Source organism: Intrasporangium mesophilum, from assembly GCF_054783095.1.
This window is the reverse complement of the sequence record NZ_BAAGRF010000016.1, coordinates 114,122-132,180: the sequence shown is the minus strand read 5'-3', so window position 1 is coordinate 132,180 and position 18,059 is coordinate 114,122. Positions and strand designations below refer to the sequence as shown.

19 protein-coding genes are annotated in these 18,059 nt (G+C 69.5%); 7 read left to right on the top strand and 12 right to left on the bottom strand.

Annotation, left to right across the window (positions count from 1 at the left end; genetic code table 11):
• Positions 1-12 precede the first annotated feature (12 nt).
• The 5 genes from ACYVLP_RS15710 to ACYVLP_RS15690 all read right to left on the bottom strand — a co-directional run bounded on the left by ACYVLP_RS15710 (position 13) and on the right by ACYVLP_RS15690 (position 3,968).
• Complete coding sequence (locus tag ACYVLP_RS15710; RefSeq protein ID WP_460628280.1) at positions 13-1,056, bottom strand: RNA polymerase subunit sigma-70; 1,044 nt, start codon at positions 1,054-1,056, stop codon at positions 13-15.
• Positions 1,057-1,213: 157 nt separating this feature from the next.
• Complete coding sequence (locus ACYVLP_RS15705) at positions 1,214-1,738, bottom strand: pyridoxamine 5'-phosphate oxidase family protein (RefSeq protein WP_460628279.1); 525 nt, start codon at positions 1,736-1,738, stop codon at positions 1,214-1,216.
• 48 nt (positions 1,739-1,786) lie between these two features.
• The gene (locus ACYVLP_RS15700) at positions 1,787-2,302 is read right to left on the bottom strand and encodes a nitroreductase family protein (protein WP_460628278.1); all 516 of its coding nucleotides are present in this window, start codon (positions 2,300-2,302) and stop codon (positions 1,787-1,789) included.
• A gap of 571 nt (positions 2,303-2,873) precedes the next feature.
• The gene (locus ACYVLP_RS15695) at positions 2,874-3,461 is read right to left on the bottom strand and encodes a GNAT family N-acetyltransferase (protein ID WP_460628277.1); all 588 of its coding nucleotides are present in this window, start codon (positions 3,459-3,461) and stop codon (positions 2,874-2,876) included.
• Between the two features lie 135 nt (positions 3,462-3,596).
• Positions 3,597-3,968, bottom strand: a complete 372-nt coding sequence (locus tag ACYVLP_RS15690; protein WP_460628276.1) for a MerR family transcriptional regulator — start codon at positions 3,966-3,968, stop codon at positions 3,597-3,599.
• 55 nt (positions 3,969-4,023) lie between these two features.
• On the opposite strand from ACYVLP_RS15690, the gene ACYVLP_RS15685 reads away from it, so the two are divergent.
• On the top strand, positions 4,024-5,226 hold the full coding sequence (locus tag ACYVLP_RS15685) for an MFS transporter (RefSeq protein ID WP_460628275.1): 1,203 nt from the start codon (positions 4,024-4,026) through the stop codon (positions 5,224-5,226).
• A gap of 26 nt (positions 5,227-5,252) precedes the next feature.
• On the opposite strand, the gene ACYVLP_RS15680 is transcribed toward ACYVLP_RS15685, so the two are convergent.
• Positions 5,253-5,771, bottom strand: a complete 519-nt coding sequence (locus tag ACYVLP_RS15680) for an NUDIX hydrolase (RefSeq protein ID WP_460628274.1) — start codon at positions 5,769-5,771, stop codon at positions 5,253-5,255.
• A 161-nt stretch (positions 5,772-5,932) separates the two neighbouring features.
• Between ACYVLP_RS15680 and ACYVLP_RS15675 the strand changes: the two genes are divergently transcribed.
• A complete protein-coding gene (locus ACYVLP_RS15675) occupies positions 5,933-6,367 on the top strand; it encodes an SRPBCC family protein (RefSeq protein ID WP_460628273.1) in 435 nt (144 codons plus the stop codon).
• A 76-nt stretch (positions 6,368-6,443) separates the two neighbouring features.
• Here the strand turns inward: ACYVLP_RS15675 and ACYVLP_RS15670 are convergent, their stop codons facing one another.
• The 4 genes from ACYVLP_RS15670 to ACYVLP_RS15655 all read right to left on the bottom strand — a co-directional run bounded on the left by ACYVLP_RS15670 (position 6,444) and on the right by ACYVLP_RS15655 (position 8,714).
• On the bottom strand, positions 6,444-7,058 hold the full coding sequence (locus ACYVLP_RS15670) for a YdeI/OmpD-associated family protein (RefSeq protein WP_460628272.1): 615 nt from the start codon (positions 7,056-7,058) through the stop codon (positions 6,444-6,446).
• A gap of 141 nt (positions 7,059-7,199) precedes the next feature.
• The gene (locus ACYVLP_RS15665; protein WP_460628271.1) at positions 7,200-7,391 is read right to left on the bottom strand and encodes a toxin-antitoxin system HicB family antitoxin; all 192 of its coding nucleotides are present in this window, start codon (positions 7,389-7,391) and stop codon (positions 7,200-7,202) included.
• A 148-nt stretch (positions 7,392-7,539) separates the two neighbouring features.
• Entirely contained in the window at positions 7,540-8,064 is a 525-nt protein-coding gene (locus ACYVLP_RS15660) for a hypothetical protein (RefSeq protein ID WP_460628270.1), read from the bottom strand.
• A gap of 113 nt (positions 8,065-8,177) precedes the next feature.
• The gene (locus tag ACYVLP_RS15655; RefSeq protein WP_460628269.1) at positions 8,178-8,714 is read right to left on the bottom strand and encodes a GNAT family N-acetyltransferase; all 537 of its coding nucleotides are present in this window, start codon (positions 8,712-8,714) and stop codon (positions 8,178-8,180) included.
• 159 nt (positions 8,715-8,873) lie between these two features.
• On the opposite strand from ACYVLP_RS15655, the gene ACYVLP_RS15650 reads away from it, so the two are divergent.
• Together ACYVLP_RS15650 and ACYVLP_RS15645 are read left to right on the top strand one after the other, a co-directional pair.
• Complete coding sequence (locus ACYVLP_RS15650) at positions 8,874-9,341, top strand: GNAT family N-acetyltransferase (protein ID WP_460628268.1); 468 nt, start codon at positions 8,874-8,876, stop codon at positions 9,339-9,341.
• Positions 9,342-9,491: 150 nt separating this feature from the next.
• Complete coding sequence (locus tag ACYVLP_RS15645; RefSeq protein WP_460628267.1) at positions 9,492-13,013, top strand: ATP-binding cassette domain-containing protein; 3,522 nt, start codon at positions 9,492-9,494, stop codon at positions 13,011-13,013.
• 171 nt (positions 13,014-13,184) lie between these two features.
• On the opposite strand, the gene ACYVLP_RS15640 is transcribed toward ACYVLP_RS15645, so the two are convergent.
• Positions 13,185-14,360 carry an acyltransferase family protein gene (locus ACYVLP_RS15640; RefSeq protein ID WP_460628266.1) on the bottom strand — a complete coding sequence of 392 codons (1,176 nt, stop codon included), beginning with the start codon at positions 14,358-14,360 and terminating at the stop codon, positions 13,185-13,187.
• Between the two features lie 68 nt (positions 14,361-14,428).
• Positions 14,429-15,826 (bottom strand): cytochrome P450, encoded by a 1,398-nt coding sequence (locus ACYVLP_RS15635; protein WP_460628265.1) that lies wholly within the window; start codon positions 15,824-15,826, stop codon positions 14,429-14,431.
• Between the two features lie 214 nt (positions 15,827-16,040).
• Here ACYVLP_RS15635 and ACYVLP_RS15630 point away from each other — a divergent pair, with 214 nt between their 5' ends.
• From ACYVLP_RS15630 to ACYVLP_RS15620, 3 genes are all read left to right on the top strand, one after another.
• Positions 16,041-16,616, top strand: coding sequence for an SRPBCC domain-containing protein (locus tag ACYVLP_RS15630; RefSeq protein WP_460628264.1), 576 nt, complete (start codon positions 16,041-16,043; stop codon positions 16,614-16,616).
• A 110-nt stretch (positions 16,617-16,726) separates the two neighbouring features.
• The gene (locus tag ACYVLP_RS15625; RefSeq protein WP_460628263.1) at positions 16,727-17,389 is read left to right on the top strand and encodes a DUF1214 domain-containing protein; all 663 of its coding nucleotides are present in this window, start codon (positions 16,727-16,729) and stop codon (positions 17,387-17,389) included.
• Between the two features lie 8 nt (positions 17,390-17,397).
• Positions 17,398-17,985, top strand: coding sequence for a DUF1254 domain-containing protein (locus tag ACYVLP_RS15620; RefSeq protein WP_460628262.1), 588 nt, complete (start codon positions 17,398-17,400; stop codon positions 17,983-17,985).
• The last annotated feature ends 74 nt before the right edge of the window (positions 17,986-18,059 follow it).

Here is an 18,059-nt window from a genome sequence, read left to right as displayed (position 1 = left end):
ACCGCACCCGGACTACTCGGTGCCGTTCGCCGGCAGCTGCTCCGGCAGCCCGAGCCGCGGGAACTGGTCGTCGTGGAACGTGACGATCTCGGTGATCACCCCGCCGGCGATGCGGAGGACGTCGATCGTCAGCGGCAGGTACGCACCCTCCTGCTTCTGCCAGAGGTAGAAGGCGATGGCGGGCTGCCGGTTCACCGACGTGGGGACGGCGCGCAGGCGCTCGAAGCCTTCGAATCCGCTCTCGACCCAGTCGTTCACCACGGCCTCGCGGCCGACGTACAGGCCCGGCGTGGGAGGCATGGAGCAGCGGACGTCGTCCCGCAGCAGTGCGGCGACGCCGTCGATGTCCTTGGCCACGCTGGCGGCGGTATAGCGGCGCACGAGCTCGCGCGTCCCGGCGTCCTCCTCGCCCCCGGTCCAGTCCTGGCGCTCGGCGGGCAGGTGCTCGCGCATCCCCGCACGGGCCCGCTGCAGCGCGCTGTTCACGGAGTTGACGGAGTCTCCGAGGAGCTCCGCCACGTCCTTCGCTGGCCAGCCGAGCACGTCGCGCAGGATCAGCACGGCCCGCGGGCGCGGCGCCAGATGCTGGACGGCAACCAGGTACGCCAGCTCGATCGTCTCCCGCGCGACCGCCACGGTCTCCGGCTCGTCCGCGTCGTCCGCCGGCAGCTCGTCGAGCAGCCGGTCCGGGTAGGGCTGCAGCCACAGCACCTCGCCGCCGGTCGCCGGCTCAGGGCGGCGCTTGGCGAGCAGGTCCAGGCACGCGTTGGTGGCGATCCGGTACAGCCACGCCCGGAACGTCGACCGTCCCTCGAAGGTCTCCCGTCGCCGCCAGGCACGCAGCAACGTCTCCTGCACGGTGTCCTCGGCGTCCTCGAACGACCCGAGCATCCGGTAGCAGTGCACGTGCAGCTCCCGCCGGTGCCGCTGCGCCAGCCGCGAGAACGCCGGCTCGTCGACCTCGCCCAGACCGCTCACGCCCAGACCGCTCACGCCCAGACCGCCGTCGCCCAGCCCGCTCACGCCCAGCTCCTCCAGTCGCGTGTCCGCACCCATGACGTCATCCTTCCGTCTCGTGGTGTCCCGTCGTAGATAGGACGGGTGCGGGCGCGACAACTCATCACCGGGCTTCGGGCTCTCGGGAGCGTGGTCTCCCGCGTCGGCGCAGGGCCAGCGTTCACCGCGCCAGTCAGACGACCCGACGCTCAGCCCGTCAGAAGAGAAAGCGAGTCAGGCCTCCCGGCTCTGCTGCCGATACCACGGTCGCTGAGCGTGGCTCGATCCGATAGACATTCCACGGCGGAGGGCCCTGCGACGGCGCGTTGAACGGGGCTGCGATGCCTGACCCGCTCGCATCGGGTTCTGCCGGCCAACCGTTGTCCGCCCAGGCCTTGGCAATGCGTGCCAGGGCGCCGGGCTCGGTGACCCGCACCGCGTCGCCTTCGATCACGACGTCCGCGTCGCGGATCGACACCGCGACCGAACACCGCTGGTCGCGCGTGACGTTGCGTCCCTTGCGTGTCCCCGCGCCGGTCTGGAACCAGAACACGCCGTCCACCCAGAGAGCACCGACGGCGGTCACGTGCGGGCTGCCGTCCTCGTTGACGGTAGCCAGCCAGGTCGCGCGGGCGTTCGCCGCCTCGGGTGGCGGGATCGACCCTGCCTCGAGCTTCGCGACGACGTCGGCCCAGTCCACCGGCGGCAGGCCCTCGGCCTCACCCAGGTTGATGCGCTCCATATCCCGAGCCTACGCATCGTCAGGCCTGAGAGGCCGCCTACGGCCTGGTCACCACCGTCCGCGGTGCACGACCTCGTCGAAGGGACGTCGGTCCGGCCGCTTGATGACGGCCAACGGCCTGTCCGACGGATAACCGACGGAAAGCATGTAGGCCAGGAAGCGTCCCTCCGGAATGCCCAGAACCGCCCTCGCCTGGTCCTGGTCTGAAGCTGCCGCATGGCCCGTGCCAACGCCCAGGTCAGCCGCGGCGACCGTCATCGCATACGTCGCCTGGCCGAGGTCGTACTGGAGCAGAGCCGACTGCCGGTCATCCTGCGGCTCTGGCGCGACGATCGCGATCGCGGCTGCCGCCCCGGCGACGTGTCTGGCGCCCTGCCAGACCTTCGCCAGCTCGACCAGCTGCGCCCGGTCCGTCACGAGCACGAAGTCCCACGGCTGCCAGTTGCCCGCCGACGGGGCACGTCGACCAGCCTCGAGAATGCGGTCGAGCGCCTCGTCGGGGACTGGCTGCTCCGTGAACTGCCGAACGTTTCGCCGCGCCCGCAGGGCGTCCCAAGTTTCCACGGTGTCAATCGTGCGCCTCCAGCGCCGTTCTGGCGACTGTATGCCGCGCCGACCGCGGTATGAGGGATCCCTTCGCCCACAACCCAGCTCCGGATGGGGCACGACAGTCGACCAGTTGGCGGGTTGTTGCGGTCGGTGGCCCAGGTCGGCACGCGACACCTGACCATCTGGTCGATTGTCGTGGCGCCAGGGGCCGTAAAGGCACTGGCCCACTAGAAGATCCAGCCGGGGATGGACCTGGTGGCCGAATCCTCCGTCCCGGCCTACGAGGTCCAGCCCGGGCCGGATTCTGTAGGCGGCAAGGTCCGCAAAGCAGCGACCTCCGCTGGGCACGATCGCGCGAGGCCAAAGCATCCGGGCTATCGCCACGATCGACCGGCCAGCTGTGGCACCTTGTGCAACACCAGAGGTCGCCGAAGTGGAGGAATGACGATGGACTAGCTACGAACCTGGAGAGCTTCTACGGTCCACAACGGGAGTTTGGCGTGATGCGACGAGACCTTGAGGCATTCGCCTGACGCCCCGTGAACGATCTGGTCACGCTCTCGAAGCTGGGCGACCGGCTCGTGGGTCAGTCGCGGGCGGTGGGGGCCACCTCGCGCACCATCACGCAGTTTCCTTGCCCCTTGGGACGGTCGTAGGTAAAGCCCTCGCGCTCGTACATCGTGCGGGTGCCGTTGTAGAGGAACGACGAGTTCTTCTTCCGAACCCCGCCGGTGTCGTGCGGGTAGCCCTCGACGAGGCCGCCCCCGGCCCGCGCGATAAGCTCGACGGCTCCGCGCAGGGCGGTGGCCGCCAGGCCCTGATCGCGAAAGCCGCGCTCGACCAGGATGCAGGTGACCCGGTAGTCGGGCAGTCGCTCGGAGGTGGCGAGGTACTCCTTCCGGTGCTGGAGGTTAGGCAGTTCCTCGGGTGATCCGTACTCCGCCCACGCCACGGCCCGGTCGCCGTCGTAGACCAGTGCCGCGTGCGCGATCCCCTCGGCCACGAGACGTTGCTTGAGGGCCCGGTTCCCTTCGGCGGTCTGGCCCTTCTCCGCACAGTCGGGATGGAAATGCGTGCACCAGCAGCTGGCGAACATGCCCTTGTTCCGCTCGACGAGAGCGGCGAAGTCGTCGAATGTCTCCGGCGTGAGCTCCTTGATCGTGAAGTCGGACATGCTCGGCAATGTACCCGGGGATGCGGACGTTCGGCGTCCGGATGTTGGTCAGCCAGTCGCCGATGCCTACCCGAGCCGGCGACGCCCAAAAGCAGCGCGCAAACATTCTTGAGACCCGCAGGTTCTGCGGCCCGGTCACCCGTGGAGCAGGGCCTGGTGTCGGGTGCGCTCGAGGTAGGTGCGGATGGTGTCGCGGCTGCGGGTGAGGCAGGCGATCCGGCTCTCGAGCGGACCGAGCTCGGCGGCAAGCTGCGCGGCGACCTCGGCGGGGCAGCTCGGCTCGTCCCGGGCGGCGGCATCCTCGGCATCGAGGAGCACCTTGACCAGCCTGGTCGGGATGCCAGCCTGGACGAGGCCGGCGATCCGGGTGACTCGCTCCACGTGCTCCTCGGTGTAGGTGCGGTAGCCGTTGTCCGCGCGATCGGCGTCGAGCAGGCCCTGCTGTTCGTAGTACCTGATCAGCCGCGGCGCCACCTGCGTGCGCTCAGCCACCTCACCGATCTTCATCCGATTCACCCCAGAGTTTGACATTGACATTAGTGTCAGACTTTACGTTAGGCGGGTGACCCAGACCAGCACCATTCCCACCCCGGTCCCGGCGGCCGAACTCCCATGGCCTGCGTTGCTCGCGCTCGGCACGGCCACCCTGGTCATGGTGACTGCCGAGATGCTCCCGACGGCCGTCCTCGTCCCGATGAGCAACGGGCTCGGCATTGCCGAGTCGCTGACGGGACAGCTCGTTGCAGCGTGGGCCCTCACCGTCGTCGTAGCCAGCCTGCCGCTGACTCACCTCACCCGGCGACTGGACCGTCGAACGCTCCTCGTCTACGGACTCGGGGTCTTGGCCCTGTCCTCGCTGGCGACGGCCGTGGCGCCCGCGTACGGCGTTGTGCTGGGCGCGCGGCTGGCCGGCGCCGCGGCGGTCGGCCTGCTCTGGTCCACCGCGAACGCCCACGTTGCCGACCTGGTTCCCGTCGCGCTCCTCGGTCGAGCGGTCGCCGTGGTCCTCGGCGGGGCGACCCTCGGCATGGTGGTCGGTACGCCGATCACCCGGCTGATCGCCGACATCGCGAGCTGGCGAGCGGCCTTCGGCGTGCTCGCTCTCGTCACGCTCGGCGTCGCCCTGCTCGTGCGGGGGGTCGTACCGAGTCGCAGCCGCATGGGCGCCGAGTCGACCGCTCACGAGGCTGGCGCACAGACATCGCTAGCGCCCACGGTGGTCCTGACCGGGCTCGTCGGGCTCCTTCTCATCGGGTTCTACGGCACGTACACCTTCATCACCAGGATCGGGGAACCCGCCGCAGGTTTGCTGCCCGGCGGCGCGAGCAGCCTGCTGCTGGTCTTCGGCGTCGCCTCCGCGATCGGCGTCGGGATCGCCGGACGGGTGAGGCGAACCGGGACCGCGCTCGTCGCCGCCGCGGCCGGCACCGCCGCGGCGCTGTTGGCCCTGGGCTGGGCATCGCATGCGGCAGTTGGTCTCGTGATGATCCCCGCGCTCGGCCTGGTCACGGGCGCGTTGCCGCCACTGGCTCAGACCGAGATCCTGCGCCGAGCGGGCACGAGACGCCGCGACCTGGCTGCGGCCCTGATCCCTGTGGTGTTCAACGGGGGCATCGCCGTCGGTGCTGCCACCGCGAGCCTTCTGGTCGCGGAGGCCGGGCCCTCGGCTCTAGCCGTGCCTGCCGCTTTGACGGCTGGGGTTGCCGCGGTCGGCTTGGCGGCCGCCTCCCGAAAACAGACCCGCCACGACACGCGGTCGTCGTGACGCACGAGACTCTCAGAGCAGGGGAGTCACAGGCCGAGCATCAACGGCGTGCCCGGGATGTCACCGGCGATCAGCGCCGCCAGCGGTGTGGCGAAGTCACGAGGCGAGAACAGGTCGGTCCCGCCGTATGCGGCGATGTCTGAGTGCCGCCACCATCGCATGCCGCTGATGTGCTCGGCGGCGAGGTCGTCATCGGACAGCGCGCCGCGGGGGTCAAAGCGCGCCGTTCGGACGAGGAAGTAGTCGTTGACCACCCCGTCGTAGCCATCGGCATGGCCGGGAGCGGTGACCTCCTGGTGCCAGACGTGAGGCGGGTCGGCATCGACGACAAGCCCCGTCTCCTCGTGCAACTCCCGGCGCAGGGCCGCCAGCGGCTCTTCACCGGGCTCGATGCCGCCGCCAGGCGCAGCCCACACAACTGTTGCGCCCGTCGGTACAGCTGGATGCGGGAAGCTGAAGCGGCACAGCAGGACACGGTCATCTTCGGCCAGGATCACGGCCCGGACCGCACGTCTTAGCCTTGCCGTGGCGGGCGTCTCGTTCATACACAGATGATCAGGGCGACCAGCGGCGGACCGCAATCTGGCCATGTTCACTCCCGGGCCCGACAACCTGACCTCTTCCTGCGAGTCCGGTCGCCGACCTTGTGGCCGGCGATGCGCCGCGCAACAATCGCGAGGCAGCGACCATCGTCTGAAGGAGTCCAATGCCAACGGCGCAGCGAACGATCGTCATCGACCGGCCCGTGGAAGCCGTCTTCGCGTTCTTCAGCACCCCTTCCAACGATCCTCGCTGGCGAACCCACGTCAAGGAGATCGACGGTCCGGCGGAGATGCGCACCGGAGCACGGGTCCGGCAGGTGATCTCCGGTCCAGGCGGTCGCGGCATCGATGCTGATATCGAGGTGACCGAGTACACGGCATCGTCGCGATATGCCTTCAAGGTGGTCGCGGGGCCCGCACGGCCTCGCGGTGAGTTCTCGTTCAAGAGCGCAGGGCCCGACTCGACCGAGGTCACCTTCTCCCTGACCGCGGAGCTCAGCGGCCTCAAGAAGCTGGTGATGTCCGGACCGGTTCAGAAGTCCATGGACGGTGAGATGGCGTCTCTGGACACCGCGAAGAGGCTCCTCGAGTCTGAGTAGATCCACCAGGGATTCCCGGCCCGTCGCACGGCAGGCTCAACCACTGCGAGCGCGAGCTTGCCGCGGTTTCGTCCAGTTACGCGTCGCGGTGATCATCGCGTTCCCTCGCGGTGGTGGGGTAGATGGTTTCTCCCCGCGCAAGCATGGCGACGAACTGCTCGATACGTCGGCTGCGGGTCTCGGCACGCTTCGCAGTCTCGATGCGGTAGAGGATGGCGTAGCGATTTCGGCTGTTGAGGTTCTGGAACATCGTCCGCGCGGCAGGGTGGGAGTCGAGGGCCGCGAGGAGATCGGCCGGAACCTCGATGCTCGCCGGTCCGGCATACGCGGCGTCCCAACGGCCATCAGCCCTGGCGCGCTCCACCGCGGCGAGTCCCGACGCCTCCATGCGCCCTTCCGCTATCAGCCGCTCAGCGATGGCGACGTTGCGCTTTGACCACCCGCTGCGCGGCGTACGAGGCGTGAAGCGCTGTCGGTAGCTGTGCTTGTCGCCGCCGCGGACCTGCCCGTCGATCCATCCGTGACACAGCGCCTCCTCAAGCGCCTCATCGTAGGCGAGGCTCGTGGGCTCGGCGGCGCCCTTCCGCGCCAGGGTCAGCCACACACCGCGGTCATCACCGTCGTGCTCTCGGAGCCAGGAGCGCCACGCGGCGCGATCAGCGACCGTCAAAGCGGGCAGCTCGTCACTCACGCTCCCAACCTTCGCACGCGCAGCGGCGTTCCCCGTACGTGCAACCGCCGACCTTCCTCACCGGCCGGCACGACCACACTTTGTTGCACGGCCCGAAGGTTGGTCCGACGGGCTCAAGACCGCATCGTCTCTGTTGGCCGTTCAGGATGCGTCGCTGAGCCGTCGCACGACGTACTGGTTGAGGCTCAGATGCTCCTGCGCAGCTTCCAAGGCCAGCTTGCGGTGGAGGCGCTCACCGACACGCAGGTTGAACTTGCCCGAATAGGTCCGAGACGACAGCGGCTCCGGGATCGGCTCACCGCCCGCGCGAAGGTCCTCGACAACATCGCGCACCACATGGCGAATCCCGTGCAGGGCATCACCCGCGGTACCGCCCGGAATCGGCCGGGTCCGCTCAGCGGCAGGAGCGGACGTTGCCCAGGCGAGGCCCCGCCCACGACACGTCGAGGCGCTGTCCCAGCAACGTGGTCTGCTCCTTCGACTACCGCTGAAAAGGCTCCTGCCCAGGTTGAAGCAACGCCTGGAGCGCCAAGATGACACAGCCAAGCAGCAGGCCATATCCCGCCGACGCCACCAGCCGCCAGCCCGTCAACCCTGCTCTGCGCCCAGCGACGGCACCCCAGACGCCCAGCGAGACCGCTCCCGTCAGAACGATCACCCGGATGATGTCGTCGTACGAGACGCCTGCCACGCTCAGCACGATCAAGATGAGCACCGGCGGTACGGCGATGACGAGAAATCGACACTCCTCCGCGAATGCCGTCCGGCGCTCGCGCGAAGTGAGCGGACGACCCTTTGCAACGCGAGTCCCGAGCTCGGCACCAAACAGATGGCTGAGGAAGATCGCCAGCAACGGCCCGAGCATGACGGCCAGGACGCCCCAGAAGGTCAGCTGGTTCCAGCCGTCGTAGATGATCAGGACGGACACCAACGTGATCGTCGTGTAGATCAGCCGATCGACACGGATCTTCAGCCGGCCCACCCGCGTCCCTTGTCCGATGGACATCGTTCGACCTTATGGTCGGTGCGCCGCGCGGTAAAGGCCTACTTCCCCTGTTCCCGACGTGGCTCGTACCTGGCTCCGGACGTGGAGGCCAAAGCCGTTTCACCTGCCTCTGGTCAGCCGCTGAGGCCCGCGATGGCGGGCGGATACTCGACCCGTCCTGTGACGTGGGGGTCATAGCGAGACAGCGGGTATACCTGCGCGGCTTCGCGCGGCGCCCAGTCCGGCAGGTCGATGGTGATCCCATGCGCGGGCGCGAAGGTGAATCCGAGCCGCCCGTAGTAGTGCGGGCTACCTTCGAGAACCACGAGCGGCTCACCGCAACGGTCCGCCTCCTTGATCGCGGCACGCACCAGGGCCGAGCCGATCCCGCGGCGCTCGTACTCAGGCACCACGGCCAGCGGCGTCAAGGTCAGCACCTCCCGCCGCGTTCCCAGGTGGTCGACCAGGTCCGTGCCGCTGAGCATCACGAAACCTACGACGTGATGGCCGACCCTCGCGACGAGCGCAAGGCCCGGCCGGAAGCGCGGCGAGACGCGGACAGCCGCAACCATGTCGGCGACCCGCGGCTGGTCCGCGAACGCTCGCCGCACGACCTCGTCCACTGCGGCGTGGTCGGCGAACTGCTCAGGCTCGATAACGACGTCGTCCACGACCGCACGGTAGAGCGAACCTCGCCACCAGCGCGACGGGTTTGCTGGCACGGGTTCCAGCCGGATCGGCCGACCTTCCAGATCGCTGCGCCGGACTGCGGCGCCGAGAACGCGGGGCACGAGGAGCGCAACGACCCGCGGGAGGCGCATGATCGGTGCATGGCTGAGGTCACCGTGCGGCTCGCCGACGTCGCCGACGCCGACACCGTTGGTCGGTTGCTGCGGGACTTCAACGACGAGTTCGAGGCCGCAGGCCCGACCGCTGCTGAGTTCGCGGGTCGGTTCACCACGCTCCTGGCCAGGGACGACGTTTCCGTCGTCCTGGCCAACCGCAGCGGCCGAGCCGTCGGCTTCGCTCTCCTGACCCTGCGACCGACCCCTTACTACGACGGATCGCTCGCGCAGCTCGAGGAGCTGTACGTCGTGCCCACCCTCCGCGACCAGGGCATCGGCACTCTGATCCTCAGGACGGCGATCGAGACCGTGCGCGCCAAGGGAGCGGGCGAGATGCACATCAATGTCGACGAGATCGACGAGGACACTCGCCGCTTCTACGAGCGCCACGGTTTCAGCAACATCGAGGCCGGTAAGGACTATCGAATGCTCTGTTATATCCAGGAGCTCTAGGGTCGAAAACCCAGCCGGGGCGCGGCATACACCTGCCGTGGAGTTCTGCATCCGCGAACTCAGCTGGCGTATCAGACCGCGACTCACCGGGCTCTGGAAAACGGGAGGCGCACTGTCGGCGGCGATCGGTAGCGTTTGGTGACTGTGACGATGACCAGACTGGGGCACGACGAGGCGCAGGGCACGAGACAGCACGGGGCCCTTCGCGGGGCGGGAGTGCCTGCGGATCGGGTCCCCGTCGACTGGCGCCGGGTCCGTCGTCCCCTCACGATCGTGTGTTTCGCCATGTCCCTGTTGGGTGCCGTCGCGGCATCCCTCGGGTCCATGGTCGCCGGCCGGCTCGCCGAGCAAGCCACCTCGACGCTGGTCGTGCTGCTGGCGCTGTGTGTCGTCGGCGGTGCCGTCATCGACACCGTCGCCAGGATCATCTGGGGGGTGGTGTGCGACCGGGCCGAGGGCAGGCTGCGCGCCGACCTGCTCGACGCCGCGATGGCCCAGCCGCTCTCCGAGCTGTCCGAGCAGGCCGTCGGTGAGGTGCTCGACCGCATCGACGACGACACGTGGGAGGTCGGCCAGCTGATGCGCTGGGGTGTGTGGCAGGCCGTGCGCACCCTGCTCGCCTCGGGACCGCTGTGGGTGGTCGCGAGCATTGCCTGGTGGCCCGCTGCCCTTCTCTTCCCCCTGACGGGGTACGCGACGTACTGGGTCGTGCGCCGGCTGCTGCCCCAGGTCGCCGAACGCAAGGTGGTCGAGGAAGCCGCGTGGACCGACCATGCAGCATCCACCGAGGAGGGCGTCACCGCTCGGGACGACCTGCGTACCGCTCTCGGCCAGGCACATGTGCTGCGCCACAACGCGCGGATGGCCGCCCGGGTCCACGCAGCACTCGACAGGGTGCTCCAGGTCGAGGCCCGGATCACCCGACGCAGTGGCGGGCTGCTGCACGGCGCGCTCGCCGCGGTCGCGGTCGTCGGCACCGCCCTCGTGCTCGCCGACGACCTGTCAACCGCCGAGCTGGTCACGCTCTTCCTCGTCACCACGATGTTCGTCGGCGGCGTCGACATGCTCGCTCGCCACCTGCCTGACCTTCAGGAGGGCTTTGGCGCGGTCCTGCGGCTGCGGGCCATGCTCGCCTCTCCGGCCGAGCCGACCGGCGGGCTGCCACTGCGCGAGGGACCGCTCGACGTGGCCTTCCGCGACCTCGAGTTCAGCTATGGCACAGGCACTTTCGCTCTGCGGGACATCAACCTCGTCGTCCCCGCGGGACACACCTGCGCGCTCGTCGGACGCACCGGCTCCGGCAAGTCCACGCTCGCCTCCCTGCTGTCACGCGCTGTGGAACCGCCGCGCGGATCCGTGCTGCTGGGCGGCACCGACGTTCTCGACCTCGACCTGCAGCAGCTTCGCGCCGCGGTCGGTGTGGTCACGCAGCGCACCGAGGTGCTCGCCGGCACCCTCGCGGAGAACCTGACGCTCTTCGGCGACGTGCCCCGTGCCCGGGTCGAGGCCGCGGTCGCCGAGCTGGGCCTCAGCGAGTGGGTGGCCGGGCTGCCCGACGGTCTGGACACGATGCTCGGCCCTGGTGGCACCACCCTCTCGGCGGGCGAGGAGCAGCTCGTGGCGTTCGCGCGGCTGCTCGTGCGCGACGTGCGCGTCGTCGTCCTCGACGAGGCCACGGCCCGCATGGACCCGGTCACCGAGGCGCGCGTTGTCCGGGCTGCGGACCGCCTGATCTCGGGGCGCACGGGCATCCTGGTCGCCCATCGCCTCTCGACGACCGAGCGGGCCGAGCACGTGGCTGTCCTCGAGTCGGGCCGCGTGGTCCAGCAGGGTCCCCGCGGCCGACTGGCCGCCGACGAGGGGCCGTTCCGGCGGTTGCTCGAGGCGGCCGCCCACGAAGTGGCGGTCGAGGAGCACCACCACGATGACGCCGCGATCGGCTCGGTCCGTCGCAGCACCAGCCCGCCACCGCCTCCGGCCCTGAGTCCGACGCCGAGCCTGGCCCGGCAGGTCCTGCACGCAGTGCGCATCCTGCCCCAGTGGGGGCTGCTGGGCGCCTCCCTCTTCCTCGTCGCGTCGCTGACGGGCGCGTTCGGAGCAGTCACGGGCTGGATCTGGGGGCTCGTCGTCACCGACCTGCAGGCCGCGCAGAACCCCGGCTGGCTCGTCGTGGCCCTCGTCGTCTCCCTGGTCGTCGCTCCGTTCCTGCTGTCTCACGCATTCCGGACCTATCCCCACTGGTGGGTCGAGGTCAGGCTCCGCGTGCGCGCCGCTGTGCTCGCCGGCCAGACCGCGCAGCGCCGGCTCGTGCGGACCCCGCCGGGCGAGGTGGTCGCGCGCACGATGGACGCCGATCGCCTGGCTCGGTACACCGACCGCTGGGTCGACTTCGTCAACGGCCTCGTCGTCGCCTCGATGACGGCGCTGATCGCCGGCACCTGGATCGCGGGCGCGGTCCTGCTCGTGGTCATGGTCGTCTCGGGGCTGGCCTCGGCCCTCGGCCGACCGGTGGCCGGGCGCTCGGCCGCGGCCGCCTCGACGGCCCGAGCCAACTTCGGGCGCTCCCTGGTCTCGGCACTGGAGTCCATCCGCACGGTCAAGCTCGCCGCGGCGACCCCGCAGGTGCACAAGCACCTTCGCCAGGTCGATGGTGGCCGAGTCGACGCCGCCGTCCGCGAGCATCGGGTCCAGGCGCTGCTCGACGGCGTGCCCATGGTCATGGTCCAGTGCGGTGTCGTCGCCGCCTGGGCGGGCTACCTCCACGGCACATGGACGCTCGCCATCACCCTGCTCGTCGCCAACGCCGTCAGCGGCTTCAACTGGTTCGGCCGGGTCGCCGGCTCGGTCGTGACCGAGGCACCCGGGGTGCGGGCGTGGATGAGGGCCACGAGCAAGCTCGCCGGTGGTGGCGACCTGATGAACCTCCCGCCGGGCATGGACCTGGTACACGGCACTGCCGACGAGCCACGGCCCGGGCAGCGTGAGCCGTTGCGGACCTTGAGTCTGCGCAAGCTGACCGCGGTCCACGACGACGGCACCATCGGAGTGCAGGACGTCGACCTCACGGTAGAGGCAGGCGAGCTGGTGCTCCTGCTCGGCCAGGTCGGCTCGGGCAAGTCCAGCCTGCTCTCCTCACTGGCCGGCCTGACCTCCCACACCGGGCAGGTGGTCTGGAACGGCCGCACCCTGGCCGAGCCGGAGGTCGAGCTGCGCCCCGGACGGGTGTCCCACATCGCCCAGGTGCCGCGGGTCCTGTCCGGGACCTTCACCGGCAACATCGCCCTCGACCACGCCGACCGGCAGGTCGGGCCCGCACTCGCCACGGCTCGTATGGAGCGGGACGTTGCCGAAGCCGGCGGACCCGACGCGCTCGTCGGCCACCGCGGGGTCCGGCTGTCCGGTGGGCAGGTTCAACGGCTGGCCCTCGCCCGGGCGCTCGCCTGCGAGGCTGACCTGCTGCTGGCTGACGACGTGTCCTCGGCGCTCGATGCGGCGACGGAGATCGAGCTCTGGGCGGCGCTGCGCTCCGGCCGGGCGACCGTCATCGGCGCGACGAGCAAGGCGGCTGCGCTCGCTCAAGCCGACCGAGTCGTCGTCCTCGACGGAGGCCGGGTTGTCGAGACCGCTCCGTGGCGCGAGCTCTCCCAGAGGTGGGGCCACCTCGCCGGGTGATGGCTCAGCCGTGAGCCGCCGCGGGCGGGCACAACCGTGAGCTCCCGTTCGCCGAGCCCGTATGCCGTGCTCGCCGGGTGATGGTTCAACCGCGAGCTGCCGCTGGCCGAGCCCGTATGCCGGCCCGGCCGACGGGGATGTGCTCGCTCGGCACCTCTTCGGTCGGCTCGCTCACGTCTCGCCCGCTGCCGGTGAAGCACGCGTCGGAAGCGTGCCACCCGAAGCGGTGGACGGAGCAGGCCGGCTCGCTCGTGCCGATCTGACGGGCCGCGACTGCAGAACGGGCCGCTCGATCAGCACCCACGACACCGACGCGATCAGGAGCGACACCAGCATCACCAGCACGAACGGCACGGGTAGCCCGTACCCCAGCACGAGCCCGAGCACGGCCGCGTGCCACAGGTAGACGCCATAGGACACGCGCCCGACGTATCGCAAGGGGCCCAGCTGCAATGCCGAGACCATCAGGCCCGGCCGCGTCACCTCGATGCACCGGGCGACGAGCACCGCGGACGCGACCACGGCGAGTGGCAACAGGGCCAGCACGCCGTCGCCCCACACAAAGCAGACGCCGAACACAGCCAGCGCAGCCGATGTCAGTCCGCGACCGACCCAGCCCGCCGGAAAGCGCCAGCCGCGGGCGACCTTGAACGCCAGCGCGCAACCGACCAGCAGACCGTCGGCGCGCGTGACCGGGCTGTAGGACCCGAAGGCCCACGCCCCTGCGAGACACGTCGCGAGCCGCAGTGCGGCTGACGCCACAGCCGCCCACGCCAACGCGACCACCGGGCGTCGCAGACGGACCAAGAACGGCAGGAGCAACGGCCACAGCAGGTAGAACTGCTCTTCCATCGCCAGCGACCACGTGTGCGTCAGCGACGACCACTCACCCATCGATGCCTGGACGTTGGTCGCATACCCGGCCGCCAGGAACACCGGCACCAGCGTCTGGCCCGATGCCACCCTCAATGCCACGTCGAAGGCCAGCAGCATGGCCAGGGCGGGCAGGAGCCGTCGAGCCCGGCGCGCGTAGAACGACCGCAGCCTGACTGCTCGGCCGTCGGCGACATGGCTCTGCAGCAGGATCGAGGTGATCAGATAGCCGGACAGCACGAAGAACAGAGTGACGCCGGCGGCAGCGAGGGACGGGTTCTGCGGCTGGCTGGTGTGCGCGGCGACGACGAGCAGGATTGCGCAGGCCCGGAGGCCGTCCAGAGCCGGAATGCGCCTCGGACTCTCCGGCGCGTGCCCGTCCGCGTGCCCGTCCGCGTGCCCGTCCGCGTGCCCGTCCGCGTGCCCGTCCGCGCGCTCGGCCGCGTGCCCAGCCGCGTGCCGTGCCCCCGCCATGGCCCAAGGCTGCCTGACCTGCCCGGCCCTGTCCCGCGAACCGCGCGAATCCGAAGGCCGAACCGCCGTCAGCGCTCGATCGGCCGCACGTCAGCCATCACGGGCCCTCGGGGATAGAGGGTGATGAGCGACCCGACGGGCATGACGTCGGAGTCGCTCACTGACGTGATGCCGTGGTCCTGGAGGATAAGACCGAGCGCGAGCGCTGCTTCGACCATCGAGAAGTGCTGGCCGATGCAGGCCCGCGGTCCGCCTCCGAAGGGCATCCACGCATAGCGGTGGCGGGACCTCGCTGCCTCCGGGTCGAGGAACCGGCCGGGGTCGAACGTCATGGGGTCGTCCCAGAAGCCGGGGTGGCGGTGGATGGTCCAGGGTGCGACCACGACGACCGTGCCCGCCGGGACCGGTTGTCCGAGCAGCTCGTCATCGGCCACCGTCAGTCGCCCGAAGAAGGGGGCCGAGGGGTAGAGCCGCATCGTCTCCTTGAGCACCGCGTTCGTCAGGGGCAACCCGGCAGCCATCGCCGCAGTGGGCCGCCCGTTGGCCGCACCGGCGACCGCCGTGCCGAACTCCTCGCGGACCTGCTGCTGCAGGTGGGGGCGGCGGCCGAGCAGGTGCAGGGCGAAGGTCAGGGCCGTCGACGTCGTCTCGTGGCCGGCAAGGAGGAAGACGAGCACCTGGTCCCGGATCTCCTCGTCGGTCATGCGCTCCTCGCCGTCGCGCGCCGCGAGAAGTCGCCCCAGCAGGTCGGTCTCACCTGAGGTCGCCCCGAGCCGCCGGTCGGCAATGATGCGGTCGCACACGCGAAGCAGGTCGGCCTGGGCCACTCGGCCACGCCGGATCCGCGGGGTCGGCACCGACCGTGGCAACCGAACCGCGCCGAGACCTCGCCGCATGATGGTGTCGCTGACGATCGGGAAAGACTCGCGGATGTGCGGCACGACCTCGTCTGCGGATCCGCCGAACAGCGCCCGAACGACCACCCGCAGAGTCAGACGCTGCATCTGCTCTGCCAGGTCGAGCCGTGTCGGGCTCACCACCTGCAGGTTGCCCACGGCGGCGACGATCTCGTCGACCATGAGCTCGCCGTAGCCGTCGACCGCCGCATGCGTGAACAGCGGCTGCACGAACCGCTTCTGCCGAGTCCACTGCTCGCCTTGCGAGGTGAGCAGCCCGTGTCCGAGCCAGTGCGCGATCTCGTCGTAGACCGGCCCGTTCTTCGAGTAGTTGGTCCACGAGCTGCTGCCCAGCACCCTGGCCGCCGCGTCGGGATGGTGCAGCATCCACACGTCGACCTCGAGTCCTGGCGGCCCGATGCGCAGCCGAACGATGTCGCCGTGTCTGCGCCACATCCGCTCGTGGTAGCCGACCATGTCGCGGCGCATCTCGAGGGCAGGACGGATCCTGCCACCGACGGCCGCCGCTGAAGGGACGCGGCGCACGGAGTCGATCGCGGGCGTCGACATGACTACATGCTCCTCTGTGGCGCGGTGAGCGACAACAGCCTGGCGGCACAGGCGAGGCCAACAGCGCTCGCGCGCACCGGCGCCGAGGGGGTGCGCGGCATACGTGCAGGGCGTCGAGGCAAGCCTCCACCTTATGTACCTTGACGGTTACGTAACCATGCCGGTACGCTCATGCTGTAGAAGTAGTGGTGCAGCACGAACGGAGGAAGACCAGATGACCAAGAGCACGCAGGAGCGCCGCATGACCGACCACGCAGGTCGCAGCACCCGCATCCTGGGAAGCCTCGGATCAGCCGACGGCACGGGCGTCGTACGCATCGAGGATCGCTACGACACCGACATCGAGGACCTGTGGTCCGCCCTCACCGACCCGCTCCGTCTGGCGCGCTGGTACGGCGAGGTCGAGGGTGACCTCCGCTCTGGCGGGCAGTTCACCCTGTACCTGGAGAATGCCGGCCTGCGCGCGCACGGTCGGGTGGAGCAGTGCGAGCCTCCGCGCCGGCTGCGGGTCCTGACCAGGGAGACCGACGAGTCCTTTCAGCAGGGCGAAGGCGTGCCGCCGTTCGACGAGCTGGTCACGGCGACGCTCACCGCCGACGGAGGTCAGACCATCCTCGTCATCGAGGTGCACGGCATGCCTGTGGACAAGGTTGCCTTCTACGGGGCCGGATGGCAGATCCACGCCGAGGACCTGGCCACCTACCTCGCGGGCCGCGAGCCCGGCGACGCCGAGGCTCGGTGGGGCGAGCTCGTCCCCGCCTACCTGGAGCTGGCAGAGGCCATCGGCTAGCGTCGCCGCAGCGCCGGGGATCGGCATACGGCTGTGCCGCGTCCGGCCAGTCGTACAGGCGCAGCGCTCTGTCTGTGTCGCCCGGACGATCGGCCTGTAATCCTGTTCGCATGACCAGGAGAACGTCCGCCCTGCTGGCGACCGTCGTTGGCGCAGTGTGTGTCTACGCGATCGTCAGAATCGTGCTGGCCCCTGAGCGACTCGTACGGAACGACATCGTGCAGGGCGCACTCGTGGGCATTGGGCTCGCGGTCGTCACCCTCGAAGTCCTTTCGAGGGTCAAGGCCACGAAAGTCAACGGCTGGACCACGATTCTCGGGTGCGGCGTCCCCGGCAACGGCCCACTCATGAGGGCCACCTGTACATGGCTTTTCCCAGGACCGGTCAACGTGCCCGAAGAGGCGACGTACTGGATCACTCAGGTCGACGGGGCGGGCCGGTCCTTAAGCGGCCAGCACCGCTACGTGATGCGCTTTCCCGCGGGTGGCCTCCCGCCCAACGACGCGTTCTGGTCGCTGACGATGGGCGACACAAGGAATCGCTTCGTTCCGAACCCGATCGACCGATACAGCGTGAGCGACCGGTCGGGGCTGGCACCGAACGCCGATGGCTCTGTCGACATCTACATCCAGAACAGCGCACCGCCAGGTCGCGAGACCAACTGGCTGCCTGCGCCCGCAGGAAAGTTCACGCTCTGGCTGCGGGTCTACCTGCCCGGCCAGGTCATCCTCGACGGGGCGTATGCCGTGCCGCCGGTCGCCGAGGCGGCGTGACCTCTGCGATGAGGCTCGAACACCTGCTCGTCTTCGGCGCGGTCATGGCGATTGCCTGGTTCCTGGCCATCTATCTCTGGCCCCGCCTGCTCCTGTCCGTGTTCAAGAGAGCGATCCTCGTCAAGGGATTCGGCGACGGCCCTGTCCCGGTGAACTCGCTCTACGTGGAGTCCCAGGCGCTCTTCGCTGATCCTCTCGGAGCCACCACGGGTTCGAGACTGGCGACCACGGGAGTGAACAGGGACACGCTCATGGCCGCGGGGTGGCTGGATCTCCGCAAGGGCCCTCAGCTCGTGCACGTGCCGGACGCGGCAGGTCGCTACTACAGCCTCCAGTTCACTGATCCGTCCACGAACACGAACTTCGCCTATGTCGGCACGCGCACCACGGGGACGGAGGCAGGCGACTATCTCATCACCGGACCGGGTTGGGCGGGGCAGGTTCCTGCCGGGATGAGGCAGATTTCGTCACCCAACAGCTCGGTCCTGGTCTTCGGCCGCGTGCTCGTGTACGCGCACAGCGACCTCCCGACCGCCCACGACCTCGCCAGTCGCATCCGGCTCATGGCACCGCGGACCCCTCCGGAAGCCGCGTAGGTCACCTTCACCATCGGATTCACCGAGACCGGGCCCGAACGACGTCGCTGTCGGTGCGCTGTGCCAGGGTCACG